This is a genomic window from Micromonospora sp. NPDC047812 (assembly GCF_040704175.1).
Classification (GTDB): Bacteria; Actinomycetota; Actinomycetes; order Mycobacteriales; family Micromonosporaceae; genus Micromonospora.
In genome coordinates, this window is record NZ_JBEYRY010000001.1 from 649783 (window position 1) to 674283 (window position 24501).

Sequence of the window (24501 nt, forward strand, 5' to 3'; positions counted from 1 at the left end):
CCCGCCACCCGGGGCCGGGTGGTCATGCTCGTGGACAACGGCGTCGAGGGCGACTCCCGGGTGCAGAAGACCGCCGCCTCCGCCGCCGAGGCCGGCTGGGACGTGGTCCTGCTGGGCCGCTCGGCCACCGGCAAGGTGCAGACCTGGCAGCTCGGCGGCGCCGAGGTCCGGCTGCTGCCGATGAACACCTCGCTCGCCCGGCCGCCGCACGAGTTCCGCCGCCACTGGGTGCGCGGTCCGCTCGCCTACCCGCCCACCGGGATCGCCGCCCGGCGCGAGCAGGAGGTGCGCGCCCGCCGCGCCGACCTGGAGGCGCGGCTCGGCGCGCTCAGCCAGGCCCGCCGGGAGGGGCGTTCCTCCGCCGGGCTGACGCTGAGCCGGCAGCTGCTGCGGGGCGAGCTGCTGGCGACGAAGGTGTCGCGCCGCTGGGTGTCGCTGCGTCGCCGCCAGCTCAGCCGTGCCCAGGAGGTACGCAAGGACCTGGCCACCCCCGTCGACAAGCTCTACACCCGGTTCTGGCAGACGGTGGCCGGCGACCGCGCCTGGCGGCGGCTCGACCCGGCGCTGTGGGACTTCGAGCTGGCCTATGGGCCGGTGGTCGACAAGCTGCGGCCGGACCTGATCCACGCCAACGACTTCCGGATGCTCGGGGTCGGCGCGCGGGCCAAGCTGCGGGCCGCCGCCAAGGGCCGGCGCGTCGCGCTGGTCTGGGACGCCCACGAGTTCCTGCCCGGCATCCGGCGCTGGAACGACAGCCCGCGGTGGCTGCCGGCCAACACGGCGCACGAGCGGGAGTACGCCCCGTACGCCGACGCGGTGCTCACCGTCTCCGACGGGCTGGCCGACCTGCTGCGCGAGCGGCACCACCTGCCCGAGCAGCCCACCGTCGTGCTGAACACCCCGAGCAGCGCGGACGCGGCGGGCGGCGGCGACGGGGTGCCCGACATCCGCCAGCTCTGCGGGATCGGGCCGGACGTGCCGCTGCTGGTCTACAGCGGTGCCGCCGCGGAACAGCGGGGCCTCGGCATCATGGTCGAGGCGCTCACCGAACTGCCCGGCGCGCACGTGGCGCTGGTGGTGCCCCGCCCGGCCGCCCCGTACGTGAAGGGGTTGGTGGTGCGGGCGGGTGAGTTGGGGGTGGCCGAGCGGGTGCACGTGTTGTCGTACGTGCCGCATCATCAGGTGGTGCCGTTCCTGTCGGGGGCTTCGGTGGGGGTCATTCCGATTCATCATTGGCCGAATCATGAGATCGCGTTGATCACGAAGTTCTTCGAGTATTCGCATGCGCGGTTGCCGTTGGTGGTCAGTGATGTGCGGACGATGGCGGAGACGGTGCGGTCGACGGGGCAGGGTGAGGTGTTCCGGGCGGAGGATGTGGGGGACTTCGTGCGGGTGGTGCGGGGTGTGTTGGCGGATCCGGGGCGTTATCGGGAGGCGTACGAGCGTCCGGGGTTGTTGGAGTCGTGGACGTGGGAGGCGCAGGCGCGGGTGCTCGACGGCGTCTACTCCCGGCTGCTGCCCGACCACCCGGCCGCCCCGACGCGCGGCCCCGCCCCTGAGTCGTCCCCACAGGTGGGGGCCTGACCGCACGACCGTGCCGCCGGCGGCGGCGGGCCGCGCGGCGGGCGGCGACGCGGGCCGCAGCCGGGGGCACTGTGGAACACGTCGCCATGAGTAGGATCGGGCACCGTGACCGCAGCGCAACCCCCGGCGACCGACCTGTCCACCGACGCCGCCGAGGAGCGCGCGCCGGCTGATCCGCCCCGGGAGCCCCGCCGACGCCGGCCGGACCTCGTCGCCGTGCTCGTCCTCCTCGCCGGCGCGCTCTGGGTGACCGGCCGGGGCTGGCGCGACGTGCGCGGCCGGGTGCTCGGCGCGCAGCCGGCGGACCAGGACTTCAACGAGTGGATGCTGGCCCACGCGGCGCACGCGGTGGCCAACCTGGAGAACCCCTTCTTCACGACGTTGCAGAACGCGCCGGACGGCGTGAACCTGATGACCAACGTGGGCATCCAGCTGCCCGGCGTCCTGCTCGCGCCGGTCACCCTGCTCGGCGGCGCCTCGCTGTCCTACCTGGTGCTGATGACCCTCAACCTGGCCGGCACCGGATTCGCCTGGTACTGGGTGCTCTCCCGGCACGTGGTCGGCAACCGCGCGGCGGCGCTGGTCGGTGCCGCCTGCTGCGCCTTCGCGCCGGCCCTGGTCTCGCACAGCAACGGTCACCCGCACATCACCGCGCAGTGGCTGGTCCCGCTCATCGTGTGGCGGGTGGCCCGGCTGACCCGCGGCGGGCGCCCGCTGCGCGACGGGCTCATCCTCGGCGGGCTGATCTCCGCGCAGTTCTTCGTCAGCGTCGAGATCCTCTTCATCCTCGCCCTGGCCTGCGTGATGGCGCTGCTGGGGCACGTGCTGTTCCGGCCCCGGGCGGCCCTGGCCGCGGCTCCCCGGGCGCTGGCCGTGCTGGGTGTCGCCGGCGCGCTGACCCTGCTGGTGACGGCGTACCCGCTCTGGATGCAGTTCCTCGGCCCGCAGCACCGCAGCGGACACCCCACCGACCCCGACAAGTACGCGCTGCGGCTCGCCTCCTACTTCAGTTACGCGACCGAGTCGCTCGGCGGCGGCCCGCAGGGTGACCGCCGGCTGGCCGCCAACGTGACCGAGGAGGCCAGCTTCTACGGCTGGCCGCTGGTGCTGGGGGCTGTCGCCGCGGTGGCCTGGCTGCGCCGGGAGCACCTGGTCCGGGTGCTGGGGTTCACGGCGCTGCTGGCCGCGCTCTTCTCGCTGGGCAACACGATCAACTGGGCGGTCCGCGGGCCCGGGGTCCCCGGCCCGTTCCGCCTGTTGAACGGCCTGCCGGTGGTCGACGCGATGGTGGTGGCCCGCTTCGCGCTGATCACCACGGCCGCCCTCGGGGTGCTCGTCGCGATCGTGGTGGACCGGTTGCTCTCCGGCCGGGTCCCGGCCCGGGTGGGCGTCGTGCCGGTCCGGCCGCTGGTCGCGGTGGCGCTGGTCGTCGCCCTGGTGCCGCTGCTGCCGACCCCGCTGCCGGCCGTGGGACGCCCGGCGGTGCCCGACTTCGTCACCGCAGGCGGGTGGCGGGACCACGTGGCGCCCGGGCGGACGCTCGTGCCGGTGCCGGTGGAGAACATGACCTCGGTGCGCTGGGGTGCCGCCGCGGGCGTCGGCTTCGCCGTGCCGCAGGGCTACTTCCTCGGACCGACCTCGCCCTCCGACGACACCGGCCGGTGGGGGGTGGACCCCCGGCCCACCGCGGTCCTGCTGACCGAGGTGGCCGACGGAGAACGCCCGGCACCGGTCACCATCACCCCCGAGGAACGCGCGCAGGCGGAGCGGGACGTCCGGCACTGGCGGGCGGACGCCGTGGTGCTGCCCCGGCATCCCCGGGCCGAGGCGCTCCGTTCGGCGCTGGACGCCTGCTTCGGCCCGGGCCGCCGCGTCGACGACGTCTGGCTCTGGGACGTCCGCCCGCTGACCCGCTGACCCGCTGACCGCCCGGGCGGTTCCTACGCCGGGGGCCGCCGATCTTCGCCGGCGGTGTCCGGGGCGGGCCGGGCGGGTCTGCCCAACAGCATGGCGAGGCCGACCACCACCGGCAGCCAGATGACCAGGACCAGCCGGTCCGCCTCGGACTCCTTCGGGTGGGCCACCAGCGTGAGCAGCCCGGTCGCTCCGGTCGTGGCGAAGAGCAGCGCGGCCCGGCCGGGCAGCGCCCGGAACAGGGCGGCGAAGCCGATCAGCAGCAGGGCCAGGAACGGCGAGGCGGCCAGCGGCGCGCCGCCGTTCCACCAGGCGTTGAGCTGGGCGGGCCAGAAGTCCCGGTTCAGCTCCACCAGGCGGGGCCATGGGTCGGGCACGTCCGGCCGGGTGAAGTGCACGGTGAACTTGTCCTGAAGTGTCTCCGCCGCGCCGGGGATGTCCAGCGCGGCGCTGAGGCCGAGCCAGACCGCCGTGGCCACGCCGCAGGAGGCGGTGAGCACGACCAGCCCCGGCTCCCAGCCGGCCCGGCGGCGGCGGGCCAGGGTCAGCGCGCCGAGCACCGCCGTCAGCGCGCCCGACAGCAGCAGGCCGGTGGCCGGCCGGGTGACGGTCGAGGCGAGCAGCCCGGCCAGCACCGCGCCGCCGAGCAGCAGCCGGCCGCGGGTCGAGCCGCCCGGCCGCAGCAGGGGCACGGCGGCACAGAGCGCGGCCAGCGCGAACGCCGTCGCGCCGGCCTCGGCCAGCAACCGGCTCAGCCAGAAACCGGTGGGCAGCAGGAAGAGCAGCGCGGTCGCCGCGAGCGAGCTGACCAGGCCGCCGCCGAGCAGCCGCACCGCCAGGGCCGCCAGCACGCCGGCCAGTACGGCGAGCGCGGCGGTGGCCAGCACCATCCCCCGCTCCCCGAAGACCAGTACGAACGGTGCGGCGGTCAGCGAGTAGCCGGGGCGAGTGGTGAAGATCCGCTGGTAGCGCGGGGGCATGCTGGCGGCCCACTGCCGGGTGGCGGTGACGCAGGAGACGCCCGGGCGCGGACTCGGCATGCCCTGGCGGCAGACCAGCCGGGCGGCGAACCGGTCCGCCTCGGCGGGGGGCGTGCCGGTCATCGTGACCGCCTGCCGGGCGTACCAGTAGGTGTCCGGGTAGGCGTGCTGCGGCGCGGTCTCCCAGCGGCCCAACCACAGCAGGCTGCCGAGCGCGGCGGCGGCGAGCAGGCCGAGCAGCAGCCGGACGCGGGCCCGGCGGGCGTCCGGCGCGTCCACCGGTGCGCCACGGAGGGTTTGGTTACTCGACATCTCGCCCTACTTCTGGCGGAAGGTATCCGGCTGACAGTTTCCTCGCGCGGGGCGCGCAACGACGCGGTCGGCGCCGGGACGGACAGCGGGGAGGGTACGCTCCGGGGCGCGCGGAGGCGATGCCGACCCGCGCTTTCCCACAATCCAGCGTGCGGGGGCGCCGGCCGGCGGTCTCGTACAATCGCTCGGGATCCGGGCCGGGTGACCCGACCGGACCGCACCGGGCAGAGGCGGAGAAGCAGACGATGGGGCTGAACGGCGGCGCCGGCGCCCGGGGGCGTGTTGTCATGCTGGTCGACAACGGGGTCAACGGTGACTCCCGGGTACAGAAGGCCGCCCGTTCGGCCGCCGACGCCGGCTGGGAGGTCGTCCTGCTCGGTCGCACAGCCGCCGGGCGTTCCCAGAGTTGGCGACTCGGCGACGCCGAGGTGCGCCTGCTGCCGATGCCCGAGCCGCTGGCCAAGCGCCGGCACGAGTTCCGCCGTGGCTGGCTGCGCTGGCCGCTGGCGTACCCGCCCACCGGGATCGCCGCGCACCGCAGCCAGGCGATGAAGGCCTGGCGGGCGGATCTGACCTTCCGGCGGGCGGCGCTGACGGTGGCCGCGCGCGACGGTGGCGCCCGCCCGTCACCGCTGCGGTGGCAGGCGCTGCGCGTCGAGGAGCTGGCCGCCGGGGTGGCCCGCCGCTGGGTCTCGTTGCGCCACTGGCAGCTCACCCGGTCCCGGCAGGGCCGCAAGAAGCTCGACGGCCCGCTGGACCGGGCGTACACGAAGTTCTGGCAGACCGTGCAGGGCGACGGCGCCTGGCGGCGGCTGGAGCCGGGGCTGTGGGACTACGAGCTGGCCTACGGCCCGACGGTCGACGAACTGCGGCCGGACCTGATCCACGCCAACGACTTCCGGATGCTCGGCGTGGCCGCCCGGGCCAAGCTGCGCGCCGCCGCCAAGGGCCGCCGGATCGCGGTCGTCTGGGACGCCCACGAGTACCTCCCCGGCGTGCAGGCGTGGCGGGACAACGTCCGCTGGCTGCCGGGCAACATGGCGCACGAGCGGGAGTTCGTGCCGTACGCCGACGCGGCGACGACCGTCTCCGGCGGGCTGGCCGACCTGTTGCAGCAGGAGCACGGCCTGGCCGAACGGCCGGAGGTCGTGCTCAACGCCCCCTCGCTGGCCGAGCTGCCCGGCCCCGGTGACGAGCCCGCGCCGGACATCCGCCAGCTCTGCGGGATCGGGCCGGACGTGCCGCTGCTGGTCTACAGCGGCGTGGCCGCCGCGCGGCGGGGCCTCGACGTCATGGTCGAGGCGCTGCCGCAGCTGCCCGGGGCGCACGCTGCCTTCGTGGTCAACAAGCCCGACTCCGCGTACGTGAAGGGGTTGGTGGTGCGGGCGGGTGAGTTGGGGGTGGCCGAGCGGGTGCACGTGTTGTCGTACGTGCCGCATCATCAGGTGGTGCCGTTCCTGTCGGGGGCTTCGGTGGGGGTCATTCCGATTCATCATTGGCCGAATCATGAGATCGCGTTGATCACGAAGTTCTTCGAGTATTCGCATGCGCGGTTGCCGTTGGTGGTCAGTGATGTGCGGACGATGGCGGAGACGGTGCGGTCGACGGGGCAGGGTGAGGTGTTCCGGGCGGAGGATGTGGGGGACTTCGTGCGGGTGGTGCGGGGTGTGTTGGCGGATCCGGGGCGTTATCGGGAGGCGTACGAGCGTCCGGGGTTGTTGGAGTCGTGGACGTGGGAGGCGCAGGCGCGGGTGCTCGACGGCGTCTACTCCCGGCTGCTGCCCGCCGGTCGCGGTGCCGGCGGTGACGACACCACCCCGGGCGCCGAGCCGCCAGCCCTGCGGGTCGGCGCGTGACCTCGCCCGACGTCACGGTGGTGACGGCCGTCTACAACACGATGCCGGACCTGACCCGATGCCTGACCTCCCTGGTGGAGCAGACCATCGGGCTGGACCGGCTGGAGGTCGTCGCGGTCGACGACGGCTCCACCGACGGCAGCGGCGCCGAGCTGGACCGCTTCGCGGCGGCGTACCCGGGCACCGTGAAGGTGCTGCACCAGGCCAACTCGGGCGGCCCCGCCGCCCCCAGCAACCGGGCGCTGGAGCACGCCACCGGCCGCTACGTCCTGTTCATCGGCGCCGACGACCACCTCGGGCCGGAGGCGTTGGCCCGGATGGTGGCCGCGGCCGACGAGTGGGGCTCCGACGTGCTGCTCGGCCGGATGGTCGGGGTCAACGACCGCTACGTCCACCAGGCGATCTTCGAGAGCACCCGGCCCGAGGTGGACCTCTTCGCCTCCGCGCTGCCGTTCGCCCTGTCGAACACCAAGCTGTTCCGGCGTGACCTGATCGAGAAGCACGGGCTGCGTTACCCGGAGGACATGCCGGTCGGCAGCGACCAGCCCTTCACCCTGGAGGCCTGCCTGCGGGCCGGGCGCATCTCGGTGCTCGCCGACTACGACTACTACTACGCGGTCAAGCGGCTCAATGCCGGCAACATCACCTACCGCAGCAACCACCTGACCCGGCTGCGCGGCGTCGAGCGCATCGTCGATGTGGTGGCGGAGCTGATCGAGCCCGGCGAGCGGCGCGACGCCATCCTGTACCGCCACTTCACCTGGGAGATCGCCAAGCTGCTCCAGGACGACTTCCTCACGCTGGAGCCCGACGTCCAGGAGCAGGTCCGCGCGGGCGTGGCGAACCTGGCCCGCAAGCACCTCACGGACTCCATCCGCGACCGGCTGGGCGTCACCGCCCGGGTGCGGATCGGCGCCGCCTGGCTCGGGTCGCTCGCCGACGTGCGGGCGGTGATCAGGCAGGACGTCGAGGAGGGTCTCCCGCCCACGGTGGTGCAGGACGACCGCTGGTACGCCCTGTACCCTGGCTTCGGCGACCCCCGTTCCGCCCTGTCCGAGGAGTGGTTCGAGGTCAGCCGGTCCGACGCCAAGTGGCTCGCCCGGCTGGAGACGGTCTCCGCGACATGGTCCCCCGACCGGGGCGGGGAGAGGACGTTGACGGTCGCCGCGCGCAGCCCCTGGCCGGAGCTCGCCGAGCTCGCCGACGGCGGGCTCACCTTCAAGGTGGGCTCGGCCACCGGTAGCATCACCGGCCTGACGGAGGACCCGCTGGGGACGACCGTCCGGGTCACGTTCCGGGCCGCGGACCTGCTCGCCGGGCTGCCGCCGGGTGGGCGGACCCGCACCGTCCGGGTCACCGCCGTGGTGGCCGGGGAGAGCGGTTCCACCCCGCTGCGCGGGCCACGTCCGCCGGTCCGGCAGCGGGTGCTCCACCGACACGGCGGACAGCTGTACGTGTTCACCACGACCACGAACCACAAGGGCCACCTGGTGATCGCCGTCTCGCCGGTGACGCTGCGCCGGGTGGTGGCCCGCCTGCGGCGCAGGCTTCCACTAGGAGGAAAGTAGTTCCATGAACATCTGCGTCGTCGCGCTGGGGAAGATCGGCCTGCCGCTCGCCGTGCAGTTCGCCACGAAGGGCCACCGGGTGATCGGTGCCGACGTCTCCGAGCGGGTCGTCGGGCTGGTCAACGACGGGGCCGTGCCCTTCCCGGGTGAGACCGACCTGGACGTCAAGCTCAAGGAGACGGTGGCCGCCGGGCTGCTGACCGCCACCACCGACACCGCCGCCGCGGTCGCCGCGTCCGAGGCGGTCGTGGTGGTCGTGCCGCTCTTCGTGGACGCCGAGGGCGTGCCGGACTTCGGCTGGATGGACGACGCGACCCGCGCCATCGCCGCCGGCCTCAAGCCGGGCACCCTGGTCAGCTACGAGACCACGCTGCCGGTCGGCACCACCCGCAACCGCTGGGCGCCGATGCTGGAGGAGGGCTCCGGGCTGAGCGCGGGCAAGGACTTCCACCTGGTCTTCAGCCCCGAGCGGGTGCTCACCGGTCGGGTCTTCGCCGACCTGCGCCGCTACCCGAAGCTGGTCGGCGGCATCGACGAGGCGTCGGCGGCGCACGGCGTGCGCTTCTACGAGGCGGTGCTGGACTTCGACGAGCGGCCCGACCTGGAGCACCCCAACGGCGTGTGGGACCTCGGCTCCGCCGAGGCGTCCGAGCTGGCGAAGCTGGCCGAGACCACCTACCGGGACGTCAACATCGGCCTGGCCAACCAGTTCGCCCGGTTCGCCGACACCGTCGGCGTGGACGTCACCAAGGTCATCGCGGCGTGCAACACCCAGCCGTACAGCCACATCCACCAGCCGGGCATCGCGGTCGGCGGGCACTGCATCCCGATCTACCCCCGGATGTACCTGTGGAACGACCCGGCGGCCACCGTCGTCCGCTCGGCCCGCGAGGCCAACGCGGCCATGCCGGAGTACGCGGTGGACCTGCTCGCCGCCGCCTACGGCGACCTGACCGACGTCGGGGTGCTGGTGCTGGGCGCCGCCTACCGGGGTGGGGTGAAGGAGACCGCCTTCTCCGGTGTCTTCCCGACCGTGGACGCGCTGCGGCGGCGGGGCGCCCGGCCGTACGTCTCGGACCCGATGTACACCGCCGAGGAACTCACCGCGCACGGCCTGCCGCCGTACGACGGTGAGCCGCTCGGCGCGGCCGTGGTGCAGGCGGACCACGCGGAGTACCGCACCCTCAGCCCGGCCGACCTGCCCGGCGTGACCGTCCTGGTGGACGGCCGCCGGGTCACCGACCCGGCCCGCTGGGCCGGCGTGCGGCGGGTGGTCATCGGCGGCTGATCCGCCGTCGCGTCACGGGGCCCCGGTCGACAACGGCCGGGGCCCTGTCGCGTCGAGGGGGCGCCGCCGTGGCCCGCCGGTGGGCCACGCGACACCCCCGCAATACTCGAAGGACATGCCACGTTAAGGTCGCACCTGCCCGGATTCGCCGGTGATCGACAGGGGAGAGTGTCTTTGTTCAGCAAACTGCGCAAGCAGCCGGACGCCGGCCTCATCGGCGCGCTACTGCTGTCGTACGCCGTCATGGTGCTGGCCGGGGCCCTCGGCTGGATGATCCCCTTCGCGGTCGCCGGCCTGGTCGTGGCCGCCGGTGAACTCACCCTGCTGCGCCGGCCGACCGGCGGGGAACTGCTGGAGAAGGCCGGCATCGGGCAGCTCTACCGGCACCTGGCCCGGGACCTGGCGGTCGTCCTGCTGATCGTGACGACGGTCCGCCCCGGCCCGACGGCGCTGGTCCTGGTGCTGCTGCTGCCCGCGGCGCTGCTGGCGCTCGCCCTCGGCACCGGGGTGCTGGCGCGCCTCGGCGAGCGTGGCGCCGCCGCCGTCGCCTTCGTCCGCAACATCGAGCTCGGGCGGTCCTCCGGGGCTGCCCGGCCGCCGGCCTGGGCCGTCGCCGTCGAGGGCGACCGGCTGCCCCTGCTCAACCTGCTGCTGGTGCCGGCGGCCGTGGTCGCGGTGCTGGCCGACGACGTGACGCCGGTGGTGCTCACCGCGGCGGCCACCCTGGTGGCGGGGGCGCTGGTCGCCGCCGTGCTCGCGCTGTCCTGGCTGCGCGGGCGCGGCCGGGCCACCTCGGCGCTGCCGACGGTGCAGAGCTGGCTCGCCCGCGAGCAGCCGGATCTGGCCCTCTACTTCGCCGGCCCGGTCAAGGACGTCTACCAGGCCAACATGTGGCTCGCCCCGGTCGAGGCGACGGGCCGGCGGGCGGTGGTGCTGATGCGCCAGGAGGAGGCGTTCCGGGCGCTCGCCGACACCCGCCTGCCGGTGATCTGCGTACCGGCCGGCACCGACTTCATGAACCTCGAACTGGGCAGCCTCCGGGCCGCCCTCTACGTGGCGAACGTGGGCGCCAACATCCACCTGCTGCGCGAGCCGGGCGTGAAGCACGTCTTCGTCGGCCACGGCGACAGCGACAAGCAGGCCAGCGTCAACCCCTACAGCAAGGTGTACGACGAGGTCTGGGTGGCCGGTCCGGCGGGGCGGGAGCGCTACGCCCTCAGCGGCGTCGGCGTGCTCGACCGCGACATCGTCGAGATCGGCCGGCCGCAGCTGGCCGGCGTGCACACCTTCGGCTCGGCGGTCACCGGCCGGCCGTTCACCGTGCTGTACGCCCCGACCTGGGAGGGTTGGCTGGAGGAGGAGGTCTACCACACCTCCGTGGTGCTGATGGGCGAGCGGATCGTCGCCGGCCTGCTGGCCACCCCCGGCGTGCGGGTGATCTACAAGCCGCACCCGCTGACCGGCAGTCGGTCGGCCAAGGCGCGGTCGGCCAACGACCGGATCATCCGTCGGATCCGGGCCGCCGGCGGGCAGAGCGACGCGACCTCGCTGGCCGGCGACGCGCACCTCGTGGTCACCGGCCGGGCGCCGGGGCTGTTCGACTGCTTCAACCAGACCGATCTGCTGGTCAGCGACATCTCCAGCGTGGTCTCGGACTTCATGCAGAGCCAGCGGCCGTACGTCGTGGCGAACCCGGGCGGGCTGCCCGAGGACGAGTTCCGCCGCCGGTATCCCACCGCGCGGGCCGCGTACCTGCTCGGTGCGGACTGCGGCGAGCTGCCGAAGATCGTCGCGGTGACCCGGGCCGGTGACGACCCGATGACCGAGGCGCGTCGGGAGCTGAAGACGTACCTGCTGGGCCCGGACGAGCCGAACGCGATGGACCGCTTCCGGGCGGAGGTCGACCGGCTCTGCGGCTGACGCGTCGACGCGGGGGCGGTGTCCGGGCGCTGCCGGTCACCGCCCCCTCTTCGTCCGTTCAGCCCCGCTGCGGCGGGTTGTCCACGTCCCGCGAGACCACCTCGCCGCGCTCGTCGACCCAGCCCTTGGGGCGCGCCGGGTTGCCGGCGACGAGCTGGTACGGCGCCACGTCGCGGGTCACCACGGACCCGGCCGCGATCATCGCGTACTCGCCGACCTCGATGCCGCAGACGAGGGTGGCGTTGGCGCCGATCGAGGCGCCCCGGCGGACCAGGGTCGGCGTGATCGTCCAGTCCGGATTCTGCGCCCGGGGCCGGAAGTCGTTGGTGAAGACCGCGCACGGACCGACGAAGACCTCGTCCTCGATGGTGACGCCCTGGTAGACCGAGACGTTGTTCTGGATCTTGACCAGGTTGCCGACCGTCACGCCGGCGTCGACGTACACGTTGCGGCCGATGACGCAGCCGGCGCCGACCTGCGCCGAGGAGCGGATGTGGGCCAGGTGCCAGACCTTCGTGCCGTCGCCGACGCGGGCACCCTCCTCGACGTCGGCCGTCGGGTGGACGAAGACGGAGGGGGACGGGGAACTGCTGTCAGTCATCCTTCAACTCGCATGGCTCGGGGCGCGGCGTCGCGCCGTCGGGGATCCGCGTCGGCGTACGCCGGGTGGGCGTCGATCGCGCGGATCGGTTCTGCCACACCCGCCCCGGGGCGCGCAGGCGAGGCCGGGGGAGCGGACTCGGCGTAGCATAGCGACCCGTCAGGCGAGCAGCGCCGCCACCGCGTCGGCGGCCGGCAGGTCCGCCGGCAGCGCGTCGGCGGCCACCACGGCGGGCACCGGCAGCGGGCCGTACAGGTGCGGGAAGAGCGCGCCGTCGCGCGACGGCTCCCAGCGCAGCGCGTCGCCCAGCCGGTCCGGGTCCACCGTCAGCAGGGTCAGCCCGGTGGCGCCGGCGAAGTACCGCCGGGCCGTGCCGACCACCTGGTCGGCGCCGGAGAGGTGGATGAACCCGGACTGCCGGTCCAGTGCCGTACCGTCGAGGTGGCCGGCGGCCAGCGCGTCGTCCCACTCGATGGTGGTGAGCAGCTTGTAGATCACCCCGGCAGCCTACGCGCGGCCGGTCCCGCCGGCGGCCGTCCCGGTTTGCCGGTACCGCCCCGGCGCCCGCCGCCGCCCGGCATGCTCGGGGCAGCGGGTCGCGGAGGGATGACGATGGAGAGCTACGACGAGGACTGGACCGACAGCCAGCGCGCGCTCTACGACGAGTGCCACCGGGCGGGCGGCGAGTGGGCCGGCGACCCGGACACCCCGACCGAGGACGTGCAGCACGTGATCAACCTCGGCCAGGCGGACGACGACACCCTCCCGGACGCCGAGATCGACTATCCGCCCCTGGTCGACGCGGTCACCCAGGCCACCGGCGAGATCGTCACCAGCGTGCCCGCCAGCCACGACGACCCCGGCTTCCGGGGCTTCGTCGACGGCGTCCGCGACGCCACGGCCGACGAGGTCTTCGGCCTCTGACCTGCCGATCGACCCGCCACGGGCGCTCGGGCGCTGGCGCGTCGGCGCGGCTGCCGCCGGGCGGGCGCGGGACCGGCCCTCCCGTCGCGGGCGTACTTCTGCCACCATTCGGGGTCGACGGACCGACGAATGGGGGCCCCGGGTGCGCATCCTGCTGGTCGAGGACGACCGCCGGGTGGCCGCCGCGCTCTCCTCCGCCCTCACCCGCCGGGGGTACGAGGTGGAGCACGCCGCGACCGTCGCGGCGGCCCTCTGCGCCGCCCCCTGCGACCTGGTGCTGCTGGACCTGACCCTGCCCGACGGGGACGGCACCGACCTGTGCCGGGAGCTGCGGCGACGCAGCAGCCAGCTCGGCATCATCGCGGTGACCGCCCGGGGCGAGGAACGGGACCGGGTGCTCGGCCTGCGGCTCGGCGCGGACGACTACGTGGTCAAGCCCTTCTCCATGACCGAACTCCAGGCGCGCATCGAGGCGGTGCTGCGCCGCGCGGCGCACGCCGTGCCGGAGCGCAACCTGATCGAGGTGGGGCCCGTACGCGTCGACGTGGCCGCCCGGACGGTCACCGTCGAGGGCCGGCCGGTGGCGCTGACCCGCAAGGAGTTCGACGTCCTGCTCTCCCTGGCCCGCCAGCCCGGCGTGGCGGTGGCCCGGGAGCGGATCCTGCTCGACGCCTGGGGCACCACCTGGGGCGACGGGCACACGGTCGAAGTGCACGTCGGGTCGCTGCGCGGCAAGCTGGGCGACCCCGGCCTGGTGGAGACCGTACGCGGGGTCGGCTACCGGCTGCGCGGCGAGTGAGGGGACGCCGTGCGACGTCGGCTGGTGATCAGCTATCTGCTGTTGATGGTGCTGGTGCTGATCGCGCTGGAGACCCCGCTGGCGGTCACCCTGGCCACCCGGGAGACCGACCGGGTACGCGCCGACCGGCTCGCCGACGCCACCCGGTTCGCCTCGCTGGCCGGCCCGGCGCTGCGGGGCGGGACGCCCGGCCCGCTCGACAACGAGCTGCGCAGCTACGACGCCCTCTACGGCATCGGCGCGGCGGTGGTCGACCGGGACCGCCGGACGGTGGCGGCCTCGGAGAGCTGGCAGCCGGCCCCCGGCTCCCACGAGGCGCTGGACACCGCGCTCTCCGGGCAGCAGGCCAGCGGGCCGGAGTCGGTCTGGCCCTGGGTCGACGGGCCGATCGTGGTGGCGGTGCCGATCAACGACGGCGGTGAGGTGCTCGGGGCGGTGGTCATCACCACCCCGGCCGAGACGGTCCGGCGGGCCGTCACCGTCTGGTGGCTGGTGCTGGCCGGAACCGGCCTGCTCGCGGTGCTGGCCTGCGTGCTGACCGCGTTCGGGCTGGCCGGCTGGGTGCTGCGCCCGGTCACCGAGCTGGACGCGGTCACCCACGAGATCGCCGAGGGGGACCGCGGCGCACGGGTGCAGCACCGGCTCGGCCCGCCGGAGCTGCGTCGCCTGGCGACCAGCTTCAACCACATGGCCGACGTCGTCTCCGACGTGATGGACCGGCAGCGGGCGTTCGTCGCGCACGCCAGTCACCAGCTGCGCAACCCGCTGACCGCGCTGCGGCTGCGGGTGGAGGAGCTGGGCCCGAGCCTGACCGACGCGGACGGGCGGGCCGAGCACCAGCTCGCCCTGGAGGAGACCGACCGGCTGGCCCTCGTGCTGGACGCGCTGCTGACCCTGGCCCGCGCCGAGCGACGGGAGAACCAGCGGGTCACCGTCGACGCGGCGGCCGTCGCCGCGTCCCGGGTGGCCGCCTGGGAGCCGCTCGCCCGGCACCGCCGCATCACCCTCCGGCTCATGGCCGAGGACGCCCCGGCGTACGCGCGGACCGTGCGGACCGCCATCGACCAGGCCCTGGACGCGCTGATCGACAACGCGGTCAAGTTCAGCGACGCCGGTGGGGAGGTGACGGTGACCGTCCGGTACCACGACGACGGCACCGCGCTGGAGGTCCGGGACCTTGGCCCGGGCATGACGGAGAGCCAGCTCGGGCAGGCGACCGAGCGGTTCTGGCGTGCCCCGGAGGTGCAGAACATCGACGGGGCCGGGCTGGGCCTCACCATCGTCGCCGTGCTGGTCGACGCCTCGGACGGGCGGCTCACCATGCGTGGGGGCGAGCCGCGCGGCCTGGTCGCCGGCCTCTGGTTCCCCGCTCCGGGCGATCCCGCCGATCCCGCTCCGGGCGGTCCCGCTTCCGGCGTCCCCGTTCCCGGCGCTTCCGGCGACCCCGGCGCACTGGCCCGCGACGACGGTTCCACGGCGCCTGCGGCGGAGGCCGAACCACCGACCTTCGCCGGAATCCCGCCGACCCGCCGACCATCGCAGCCATCGCAGCCATCGCAGCCATCGCAGCCGGCGCGAGCGGCCGAGCGCTGAGGCCGGGCCGGCGCGGGCCGCGCTCGGTGGCGCGGTGCCGTCGGTCCCTGTCGAGCTGCCCCGTCCATGAACCCGCCCCGCCCCACGGGGCAGCTCGACAGCGATGCCGGGGTGGAGGGCCAGGGTTTGGCGGGTCAGGGTTTGGCGGCGCGGTACCAGTCGGCGGCGCCGGGGTGCAGCGGCAGCGGGGCGGTGGCGATGGCCGAGCGGGGGCTCATCCGGCCGGCGGCCGGGTGCGCGGCGGCCAGTTCCTGGCGGCGTTCCATCAGCAGCCTTGTCACCTCCCGGATCAGCGGCGCGGGCAGGTCGGCCCGGACGATGAGGAAGTTCGGGTTGGCCACCGTGGTCACCGGGTCCGTGCCGTACACCGAGCGGGGGATGTCCCGGGAGACGTAGACCTCCGGGTTGCTCTCGCGCAGCGGCCCGGTCCACTCGCCGAGGTCGACGATCCGCGTCGCGCTGTCGTCCGTGAGCTGCTCCAGCGCCCGGACCGGCAGCCCGCCGGAGAAGAAGAACGCGTCGATCGTGCCGGCCCGCAGCGCCGCGACCGAATCGTCGAGGCCGAGCCGCTCCTGGCGTACCCGGTCGCCGCCCAGGCGCGCCACCTCCAGCAGCCGGACGGCGGTGATCTCGGTGCCGGACCCGGGCGCGCCCACGGACACCCGCCGCCCGCGCAGGTCGGCGAGTGTGCGGACGGGACCGCCGGCGGTGGTGACCAGGTGCAGCAGGTCGTCGTAGACCCGGGCGACCGCGACCACGGACGGGTGCGCCGCCGGCGCCGCCGGCAGCACGTCGGCCTGGGTGAAACCCAGCTCGGCCTCGCCCGCGCCGACCAGCCGGACGTTCTCCGCCGAGGCGGCGGTGACCACCACGCTGGCCCGGACGTCCGGCAGCTCCCGGTTGAGCACGGCGGCCAGGGACTGCCCGAAGGCGTGGTAGACCGCCGTCGGGCTGCCGGTAGCGATCCGGATGCGTACCGGTGGCTCGGGAGCGTCCTGGCAACCGGCCACGCCGGGCAACGCCACCACCACCAGCAGCAGCGCCAGCAGCGCCGGCGGGCGGACGGGGCGCGGGCGGACACGGCGGAACCGGGTGCGACTCACGCGCTGCACTCTGCGCCGTGCGGGCCGTCGCCGCAACCCGCCGCCCACCGGGCGGGCTAGGACCCCGGGGGCGCGTCGACGACGATGGTCAGCTCGCTGCGGTACGCGACCGAGGCCGGCGCGACGCCGCCGGTCGGCTCGCCGGCGCCCCGCCAGACGCGGACCGCGCGGTAGGCGTGGCCGCCCTGCCGGCCGGTTCGGCGACGAACGACACCACCTCACCGCGGGTCAGCGCGCGGTGGCCGGGCACGTCGAGCGTGGAGAAGTGCACCCAGCAGCCGCCGGGCACGGTGTCGGCGTCGATGACGCCCCAGCCCTGCTCGGGGTGGTACTCGCGGACGACGCCGATCGCGTTCATCCGGCCGTCACGACCGGTCGGGCACGTGGGTGGGGCCCAGCGCGGTGCTGTGCAGGATCCGCTGGCGGTCCGGACCGTCGGCGACGCAGACGAGGTAACAGCCGGTGCCGGGGCGCAGCAGCGCCGGAACGTCCAGCAGGGCGGCCCCGCGCACCAGGATGGCGGCCAGCTCCCGGTCGGTGATCCGGACGCCGAGGATGTGCCGGCGGACGTGCCGCCCACCGGCGAGCAGGGCGGCCCGCCAGGCGGCCGCGGCCAGTCGGGGCCGCCACGCCCGCCGTACGGTCGACGCGCCCGGGACCGGCCCGCCCAGCAGCTCGCGCCGGCCCTGCCGCCAGCCGGCCTCCAGCGCCCTCGCGTACGCCGGCCGGTGCTGGTGCGGCACGGAGAGCCGGTGCAGCTGGTAGCGGCGGCGCAGCCCGCCGACGGTCACCTCGTGCTCGATGGGGACGTCCAGCCGGTGGAGGAGCTGACGCATGCGGTGCGCCGCCTCCTCCCGGTTGAACTCCACCGACGGGGGGCGGTGCTCGGGCGCCGGCCGGCGGGTGCCGGCGACGGCCGGCGGGGGCGTGCAGCGCAGCAGGCAGGCGGCCTCGAACGCGTCGGCCAGGGTGGACCAGTCCAACGGCGGCGGGGTCGAGGGCAGGCGCGGCCGGTCGAGCAGGATCTGTTCGGGAGCCAACTCAGGCACTCCTTGTCGGCGTCGGGGTCCCTCTACCGTGGCCCGTCGACGCCGCCGGGGAAACCGATCGGCCCCAGCCTTGAGGAAATCTTGCGGCTGTCCTACAGCTCCGTGACGACCACGTCGACCTGGCGTGGCCGGCCGGGCGGGGTGGGCTGCTCCAGCACCGGATACTTCAGGTCGCGCAGCGCGGACAGCAGCCCGCCGACGGTGCGCGGCCGGGCGCCCGCGGTCAGCAGGTCGCGGACCAGCCGGCCCTTGGTCGCCTTGTTGAAGTGGCTCACCACCGACCGGACGGGCACGCCGTCGACCTCCCGCTCGTGCAGCACCCGGACGGTCACCGTGCGGTCGGCCACCTCGCCCCGCGGCGCCCAGGTGGCCGCGTACGCGCCGGAGCGCAGGTCGAGCACCGGCCCGTCGCCGGCCGCCGCGGCCATCGCCGGCGCGAGCGCCCGCCGCCAGTACGCCGACAGCGCCCCGAGCCCCGGCAGCTTCGCCCCGATCGGGCACCGGTAGGGCGGGATCCGGTCGGTGAGGCGTACCGCGCCCCAGAGCCCCGAGCTGACCAGCACCGACCGGCGGGCGGCCCGCTGCGCGGTCGCCGGCAGCGAGGCGAGGTCGAGCGCCTCGTAGAGCACCCCGGTGTAGACGCGGCCGGCGGGCGCGGTGGCGGCCACCCGCAGCCGGGCGTTGCGGCGCAGCTCGCCGCGCTGGCCCTCGCTGATCCCCAGCGCCGTCAGGGCCGCCTCCTCGTCGCCGTCGGCGCTGAGCGCGACCAGCGCCGTCAGCACCTCCTCCCGGGCGCCGGTCAGCTCCGGCAGGGAGAGCCGGGCGAGGTCCAGCCGCCGGCCGGTGCCGGCGTCGGCCTTCCCCTCGGAGGGCGGCAGCAGGATGAGCATCGGTGACTCCTCGGCTCGGCGCGGCGTCCGCGCGCCGGTCCGGCCAGCGTACGGCCCGGCCCTACCGCCACGGCCGCACCGGCGTCTCCGGGTGGTACACGCGATACCCGCCCACCTCGGCGACCAGCGCGGCGTCGGCCCGGTCGCCCAGCAGCGCGCGCAGCCGCCGCTCCGCCGCCGAGCCGACCTCCAGCACGTACCCGGGCCGGTCGGCCCGCCCCACCTGCCGCCAGTACGCGGGGTAGCGGTTCTGCCCGGGGGTGAGGTCGCCGTCGAGCACCGCGCACGTCACCGCCTCGGCCGTGTTGAAGATCAGCCGGTTGCAGGTCCAGTAGTCCCCGTACACCTCGCGGGGCCCGCCCGCGCGGAGCGTGTCGGCCAGCTCGCGGGCCTGCCGCTCCTCAGTCCGGGACGCCCCGGTGCCGGTGGCCGCGAACAGCACGGTGACCACCAACGTGGTCGCGGCCAGCGCGGCGAGCACGGCGGTGGCCAGCGCGCCGGCCAGCCGGCCGAGCGCGCCGACCGTGCCCCGCCAGCAGGCGACCGCCGCCACCCAGAGCGGCCAGAGCACCGCCGGCAGGGAGAGCTGGAGCACCGACAGGTAACGGGCGTTGTCCAGCGGGCTGGTGGCGGCGAGCGGGCTGCGCACGTACGACAGCAGGGTCAGCGCCGCGCCGACGACCAGCGCGAGGTGCACCACGGGGCCGACCCGCTCGCCGCGCGGAGCGCCCGCTGCCCGGCGGTACGCGAGGACGGCGAGCGCGGCGGCGACCGCCAGCAGCACGGGGTAGAGCAGCCCGAACCAGCCCTGCCAGCGGGCGCAGCCGTCCACCGGGCAGAGGCCGGCGGCGAGCGGCACCCCCTCCAGCAGCCCGCCGTCCAGCCGCCGCGACCACGGCGGCGACGGTCCGGCCTTGGTGCTGATCTCCCGGAACACCGACAGCGAGTCCTCGCCGGGCGGGGCGACCAGATTGTCCCGGATCATCGGCGCGATCCCGACGGCGAACCCGGCCAGCAGCAGCACCCCGGCCCAGCCGAGCAGCTCCCGGCGGGCCACCCAGAGCAGTGCCAGCGCGGCCACCGCCAGGTAGGGCAGGATCAGCCAGTCCGACCAGGCGGCCACCCCGGCGAGCAGGCCGAAGAACCCGACGGCCGACCGGCGGTGCCGCACCGTTCCCCGCGCGAGTCCCACCGCGATCAGCAGCATCAGCAGCACCGCGACCTTGACCTCCGGACGCCCGCCGACGACGGTCAGCTGGTCCCGGACGACCCGTTCCCCGCCGAGCGCCAGCAGGCCGACGACCCCGGTGGCGAACCAGGGCGAGCAGATCCGCCGGGTCAGCCGGTGGATCAGCCAGAGGAAGAGGGCGTAGAGCACCAGCAGCGGCAGGCGCAGCAGCGGCCAGCCCGGCCCGGCCACCGCGATCAGCGGCGCGGCCAGGTACGACTCCAGCGTCCCCATGTAGCGCTGCCCGTAGAGGAAGACGGGCAGCTCGCGGCCCTGGGCGATGTGCAGCGCGGCCAGCCCGAACGTCGCCTCGTCGCTGTTGGAGACGGGCACCGTGTGCAGGGTCAGGACCAGCCGGTAGCCGACCCCGGCGAGCCCGAGCAGCAGCGCGACGAGCGCCGGCCGGTCGAGCTGCGGGCGCCACCGCCCACGCTTGCGCACTGGTTGCGACACGACCAACGCCCCCGTCGTCGTCCCGACCGGAGTGTTTCACGCCGCCGGGGCCGGCCGGGGCGGATCGGCGCAGCCGGCCGGTCGGTGCCCGCCGGCCTCACGACCCCGGCGACCGGCGGGGAAGATCGCCTCGCGTGGCCGAGGTGGCCGGGTTGTGGCAGGGTTGCTGACGTGCCACCCACTCCCGCCGGCCAGTTGGCCGTACCTAACCTGCACCGGGCCGCGCGGATCGAGGACGCCGTGCACTCGCTGGTCGAGCGCCGGCTGCGGCGCACCGGCTGGCGGACGAACGTCATCGCGTACACCGGCTACGGCGCGCCCGGCTGGGTGCGGGTGATGTGCCGGGTGCTGCTGGGCCGGCCGGACACCCGCCAGCGCGGCCGGCTGGAGAAGGTGCGCGGGTGGCGCAGCTTCACCACGCTGCCGGCCAAGCACGTCACGGTGAGCATCGAGGCCGGCGGGGAACGGCACGAGGCGCGGGCCGACCGCAGCGGGTTCGTCGATGCCGTGGTCGAGGCGGACCTGCCGCCGGGCTGGTGCTCGGTGCGGATCAGCCTGCCGGACGCCGAGCCTGTCGAGGCGCCGGTACGCATCCTCGACCCGGAGGTGCGCTTCGGCATCCTCTCCGACATCGACGACACGGTCATGGTCACCGCGCTGCCCCGGCCGCTGCTAGCCGCCTGGAACACGTTCGTCCTCGACGAGCACGCCCGCAACGCCGTTCCCGGCATGGCGGTGCTCTACGAGCGGCTCGTCACGGCGCACCCGGGCGCGCCGGTCTTCTACCTCTCCACGGGCGCCTGGAACGTGGCGCCGACGCTGACCCGGTTCCTGTCCCGGCACCTCTACCCGGCCGGGCCGCTGCTGCTGACCGACTGGGGGCCGACGGCCGACCGCTGGTTCCGCAGCGGGCGGGAGCACAAGCGGGTCACCCTGGCCCGGCTGGCCAAGGAGTTCCCCGAGGTGAAGTGGCTGCTGGTGGGCGACGACGGGCAGCACGACCCGGAGATCTACCGCGAGTTCGCCGCCGCCCACCCGCAGAACGTCGCCGGGGTGGCGATCCGTCGGCTGTCGCCCACGCAGGCGGTGCTGGCCGGTAGCCTGCCCACCCCCGCCGGCGAGACGTCGGCGGGGCCGGTGGGGCAGAAGTGGCTCTCCGCACCGGACGGCGCGGGCCTGTGGAAGCTGCTGCGCGACGCCGGCCTGGTCTGATCCCCTGACGCCGACGGGGCCGGCGGCGGAGCGGATGCTGCCGTCGTGCGGCGCACGCCGCGAGTTCGCTAGGCGGTGAATTCGACGCCGGCGAGGGAGGCGGTGCGGTGCGCGGCTCGATCAGGACAGCGCGGTCAGGGAGTGACGCGTTCCCTGCCGGTGGGTCGTCACCGGGTCTCCGACTCGCTGTGCCAGCATCGCCTCGTGCGCAACGAGCAACGCCTACGGACACGGACGGATGAGTCACGGGCCTTCGCGGAGCGCGTACGACTCGTCATGAGCCTGACCGCGCGCCTCAACGTGCTGCCGTTCGACGACCTCGACGCGCGCAGGACGGTGCTGACCGAGATCTTCGGCAAGCCGATCCCCGACTCTCTGGCCATCCTCCCCCCGTTCTATTGCGACTACGGGCTTGGCGCGTCCTTCGGCGAGCGCGTGTTCATCAACCAGGGATGCTTCTTCCTCGACTACGGGGGAATCACCATCGGCGACCGCGTCCTGATCGGTCCCCGAGTGACTCTGAGCACCGCTGGACACCCTGTCGAACTCGGTGAACGGTACGACTTCATCACGCACGCGCCCATCGTCATCGAGGACGACGTGTGGATCGGGGCCGCGGCCACGATCACGCCGGGAGTGACAATCGGTCGTGGCTCGGTCGTCGGCGCGGGCGCCGTTGTCGCGAAGGACGTGCCGCCGTCGAGCGTGGTGACGGCGACAAGCGCCGTCGAGCGGAAGCGTCTCGCGCTCAGGTAGAGGCAGCGCTCGCCCGCGATGACGGCCGTGCCCCAGCAATCCTCGACGCGTCGTTCCCACAACTGCGCCCCGCTGCGAGGGTCCAGTCGGACCAGACGCGAGTGCCGCTCCGCCGCGACGAGGGAACCGGATCCCACCGCCATCGCGTGTGAAGCCGACCTCAGATGTAACGGCCGCGACCACAGGACGCTGACCGACTGATCCGTCACGGCGGGATCATCGCACGCGTCGGCACGGGGGTGACACGCACACGAGACGTCACGCTCGGGCTCCTGCGTACGCATCTCGTCGTGTCCGACTCCGCGTTCGGGGAAGCTGTCACCGTCGGTCGCCGGAGTGACACGAGCGGGTGAAACCTCTGAAGGATACTTGCGAAATTGTGTCGCAGCGTTGAACATCTTTTCGTGCGCAGAGACTATGGTCGATACCTGTCCGGGCTGGCGCTGGTAGCGGCGCTGGCCCTCGGCGCGGCTGTCCCCACGGGCGCCCCCGCCTCCCGGCCCGCAACGCCGGACACCGTGCCCGTGGCGGCCCAGGCGGCCTGCGTGACCGACCCGGCCACCCCCAAGCGGCAGCTGCGCGGCATGTGGATCGCCAGCGTGGCCAACATCGACTGGCCTAGCCGCACCGGGCTCACCCCGGCCGCCCAGCAGGCCGAGTACCGGGGTTGGCTCGACCTGGCCAAGCAGCGGCGGATGAACGCCGTCGTCGTGCAGATCCGCCCCGCCGCCGACGCGTTCTGGCCGTCGACCTACGAGCCGTGGTCGCAGTGGCTCACCGGCACCCAGGGCGGCAACCCCGGCTACGACCCGCTGGCCTTCATGGTCGCCGAGGCGCACGCCCGCAACCTGGAGTTCCACGCCTGGTTCAACCCGTACCGGGTGGCGAACCACACCGACCTGAGCAAGCTGGCGGCCGGCCACCCGGCCCGCAAGAACCCGGGCTGGACCGTCACCTATGGCGGACACATCTACTACAACCCCGGCATCCCCGCCGTCCGCGCCTTCGTGCAGGACGCGATGATGGACGCCGTCAAGCGCTACGACATCGACGCGGTGCACTGGGACGACTACTTCTACCCGTACCCGGTCAGCGGGGTGGCCTTCCCCGACCAGGCGACCTACGCCCAGTACGGCGCCGGGTTCAGCACCATCGGCGACTGGCGGCGCAACAACGTCAACCTGCTGGTCCGGGAGATGCGCGACAAGATCCGGGCGGCCAAGCCGTGGGTCAAGCTCGGCGTCAGCCCGTTCGGCATCTGGCGCAACGCCGGCACCGACCCGCTCGGCTCGCGTACCACCGGTCTCCAGTCGTACGACGCGATCTACGCCGACACCCGCCGCTGGGTGCGGCAGGGCTGGGTCGACTACATCGCCCCGCAGATCTACTGGCACATCGGTCACCCGGCGGCCGACTACGCCGAACTGGTCCGCTGGTGGTCCGAGACGGTGACCGGCACCGACGTGCAGCTGCTCGTCGGGCAGGCCACCTACCGGGCCGGCGCGACGGGGCAGGACGCGGCCTGGCAGGACCCGGCCGAGCTGACCGACCACCTGACGCTCAACCGCAGCCACCCGCGCGTCGTCGGCGACATCCACTTCAGCGCCAAGGACGTCCGTGCCGACCGGATCGGCGCCGTCTCCCGGGTGGCCACCGACCACTACCGCCGGCCCGCGCTGGCACCGGCCGGGGTGGGCGGCGCCGCGCCCGCCGCGCCGAACCTCACCTCGGCGGTACGCGGCACCGGCGGCGTGACCCTCACCTGGCAGCGCGGCGCCACCGGCAGCACCGCCGCGTACGCGGTGTACCGCCTGCCCGGCGACGGCGCGGTCGACGCCTGCGACCTGGCCGACGCCCGGCACCTGCTCGGCACGGTCCGCGCCTCGGGCACGACCGGGACGTTCACCGACGCGACCGCCGCGGCCGGCTCGACGTACCGCTACCTGGTGACGGCGCTGGACCGGCTGCACCACGAGAGCCCCGCCAGCAACGCGCGGACGGTCACCGGCACCGGCGGCACGTTCAGCGTGATCGTGGACAACGCCACGGCCGGCGGCTTCACGGCCGCCAGCACCTGGGGCACGTCGTCGTACCTCCCGGCGCGCTACGGCGCCAACTACCGCTTCGCCAACCCGGAGGCGGTCAGCGACCCGGCCTGGTTCACCGCGACGCTGCCCGCCGCCGGCTCGTACCGCGTCGAGGTCTGGTATCCGGCCGACCCCGGCTACAACAGCGCCACGCCGCACCTGGTGGCGACGGCGAACGGGAACGTCACCGTCACCGTCGACCAGCGCAGCGGCGGCGGCCAGTGGCGGGTGCTGGGCACCTACGACCTCGCCGCCGGGACACGCCAGGTCGTCGGGGTCAGCCGCTGGACCAGCACCCAGGGGTACGTCGTCGCCGACGCCGTCCGGATCACCCGACTCTGAGCCCGCCCGCTCCCCGGGGCGACCTGACGTCCCGGGGAACGA

General features: G+C 74.5%; 19 protein-coding genes and 1 pseudogene. 12 read left to right on the forward strand and 8 right to left on the reverse strand.

Annotation, left to right across the window (positions count from 1 at the left end):
* Positions 1–24 precede the first annotated feature (24 nt).
* Together AB0883_RS02935 and AB0883_RS02940 are read left to right on the forward strand one after the other, a co-directional pair.
* Positions 25–1584, forward strand: a complete 1560-nt coding sequence (locus AB0883_RS02935) for a glycosyltransferase family 4 protein (protein ID WP_366640252.1) — start codon at positions 25–27, stop codon at positions 1582–1584.
* A 105-nt stretch (positions 1585–1689) separates the two neighbouring features.
* Complete coding sequence (locus AB0883_RS02940; protein ID WP_366638953.1) at positions 1690–3501, forward strand: hypothetical protein; 1812 nt, start codon at positions 1690–1692, stop codon at positions 3499–3501.
* A gap of 23 nt (positions 3502–3524) precedes the next feature.
* Here AB0883_RS02940 and AB0883_RS02945 read toward each other — a convergent pair whose 3' ends face one another.
* Positions 3525–4790 carry a hypothetical protein gene (locus tag AB0883_RS02945; protein ID WP_366638954.1) on the reverse strand — a complete coding sequence of 422 codons (1266 nt, stop codon included), beginning with the start codon at positions 4788–4790 and terminating at the stop codon, positions 3525–3527.
* 287 nt (positions 4791–5077) lie between these two features.
* Here AB0883_RS02945 and AB0883_RS02950 point away from each other — a divergent pair, with 287 nt between their 5' ends.
* The 4 genes from AB0883_RS02950 (at position 5078) to AB0883_RS02965 (ending at position 11422) form a co-directional block, all read left to right on the forward strand.
* On the forward strand, positions 5078–6646 hold the full coding sequence (locus AB0883_RS02950) for a glycosyltransferase family 4 protein (RefSeq protein ID WP_366640254.1): 1569 nt from the start codon (positions 5078–5080) through the stop codon (positions 6644–6646).
* Entirely contained in the window at positions 6643–8214 is a 1572-nt protein-coding gene (locus tag AB0883_RS02955) for a glycosyltransferase (RefSeq protein ID WP_366638956.1), read from the forward strand. Before AB0883_RS02950 ends, AB0883_RS02955 begins: the two co-directional genes overlap by 4 nt.
* Positions 8215–8218: 4 nt before the next feature.
* Positions 8219–9502, forward strand: a complete 1284-nt coding sequence (locus tag AB0883_RS02960; protein WP_366638958.1) for a nucleotide sugar dehydrogenase — start codon at positions 8219–8221, stop codon at positions 9500–9502.
* A gap of 174 nt (positions 9503–9676) precedes the next feature.
* Positions 9677–11422 (forward strand): CDP-glycerol glycerophosphotransferase family protein, encoded by a 1746-nt coding sequence (locus AB0883_RS02965; RefSeq protein ID WP_366638960.1) that lies wholly within the window; start codon positions 9677–9679, stop codon positions 11420–11422.
* A gap of 58 nt (positions 11423–11480) precedes the next feature.
* On the opposite strand, the gene AB0883_RS02970 is transcribed toward AB0883_RS02965, so the two are convergent.
* Together AB0883_RS02970 and AB0883_RS02975 are read right to left on the reverse strand one after the other, a co-directional pair.
* A complete protein-coding gene (locus tag AB0883_RS02970; protein WP_366638961.1) occupies positions 11481–12023 on the reverse strand; it encodes an acyltransferase in 543 nt (180 codons plus the stop codon).
* 159 nt (positions 12024–12182) lie between these two features.
* The gene (locus tag AB0883_RS02975; protein ID WP_366638963.1) at positions 12183–12521 is read right to left on the reverse strand and encodes a DUF952 domain-containing protein; all 339 of its coding nucleotides are present in this window, start codon (positions 12519–12521) and stop codon (positions 12183–12185) included.
* Positions 12522–12635: 114 nt separating this feature from the next.
* On the opposite strand from AB0883_RS02975, the gene AB0883_RS02980 reads away from it, so the two are divergent.
* The 3 genes and pseudogenes from AB0883_RS02980 to AB0883_RS02990 all read left to right on the forward strand — a co-directional run.
* Positions 12636–12947 carry a hypothetical protein gene (locus tag AB0883_RS02980; protein WP_311412826.1) on the forward strand — a complete coding sequence of 104 codons (312 nt, stop codon included), beginning with the start codon at positions 12636–12638 and terminating at the stop codon, positions 12945–12947.
* Positions 12948–13089: 142 nt separating this feature from the next.
* On the forward strand, positions 13090–13746 hold the full coding sequence (locus AB0883_RS02985) for a response regulator transcription factor (protein WP_121395645.1): 657 nt from the start codon (positions 13090–13092) through the stop codon (positions 13744–13746).
* A 9-nt stretch (positions 13747–13755) separates the two neighbouring features.
* Positions 13756–15117: pseudogene (locus tag AB0883_RS02990) on the forward strand (ATP-binding protein); the annotation flags it as partial.
* Between the two features lie 356 nt (positions 15118–15473).
* Here AB0883_RS02990 and AB0883_RS02995 read toward each other — a convergent pair.
* From AB0883_RS02995 to AB0883_RS03015, 5 genes are all read right to left on the reverse strand, one after another.
* Entirely contained in the window at positions 15474–16442 is a 969-nt protein-coding gene (locus AB0883_RS02995; RefSeq protein WP_366638965.1) for a TAXI family TRAP transporter solute-binding subunit, read from the reverse strand.
* An 88-nt stretch (positions 16443–16530) separates the two neighbouring features.
* Entirely contained in the window at positions 16531–16800 is a 270-nt protein-coding gene (locus AB0883_RS03000; protein ID WP_366638967.1) for a hypothetical protein, read from the reverse strand.
* A gap of 7 nt (positions 16801–16807) precedes the next feature.
* Positions 16808–17482 carry a hypothetical protein gene (locus AB0883_RS03005; protein ID WP_366638968.1) on the reverse strand — a complete coding sequence of 225 codons (675 nt, stop codon included), beginning with the start codon at positions 17480–17482 and terminating at the stop codon, positions 16808–16810.
* A gap of 101 nt (positions 17483–17583) precedes the next feature.
* Positions 17584–18381, reverse strand: coding sequence for a peroxide stress protein YaaA (yaaA, locus tag AB0883_RS03010; RefSeq protein WP_366638970.1), 798 nt, complete (start codon positions 18379–18381; stop codon positions 17584–17586).
* A gap of 61 nt (positions 18382–18442) precedes the next feature.
* Positions 18443–20062 (reverse strand): hypothetical protein, encoded by a 1620-nt coding sequence (locus AB0883_RS03015; protein ID WP_366638972.1) that lies wholly within the window; start codon positions 20060–20062, stop codon positions 18443–18445.
* 171 nt (positions 20063–20233) lie between these two features.
* Between AB0883_RS03015 and AB0883_RS03020 the strand changes: the two genes are divergently transcribed.
* The 3 genes from AB0883_RS03020 (at position 20234) to AB0883_RS03030 (ending at position 24459) form a co-directional block, all read left to right on the forward strand.
* Positions 20234–21274, forward strand: coding sequence for a phosphatase domain-containing protein (locus tag AB0883_RS03020; RefSeq protein ID WP_366638974.1), 1041 nt, complete (start codon positions 20234–20236; stop codon positions 21272–21274).
* 276 nt (positions 21275–21550) lie between these two features.
* Positions 21551–22030: a sugar O-acetyltransferase gene (locus tag AB0883_RS03025; RefSeq protein ID WP_366638976.1), complete on the forward strand. Its 480-nt coding sequence runs from the start codon at positions 21551–21553 to the stop codon at positions 22028–22030.
* A gap of 404 nt (positions 22031–22434) precedes the next feature.
* Positions 22435–24459: a family 10 glycosylhydrolase gene (locus AB0883_RS03030; RefSeq protein ID WP_366638978.1), complete on the forward strand. Its 2025-nt coding sequence runs from the start codon at positions 22435–22437 to the stop codon at positions 24457–24459.
* The last annotated feature ends 42 nt before the right edge of the window (positions 24460–24501 follow it).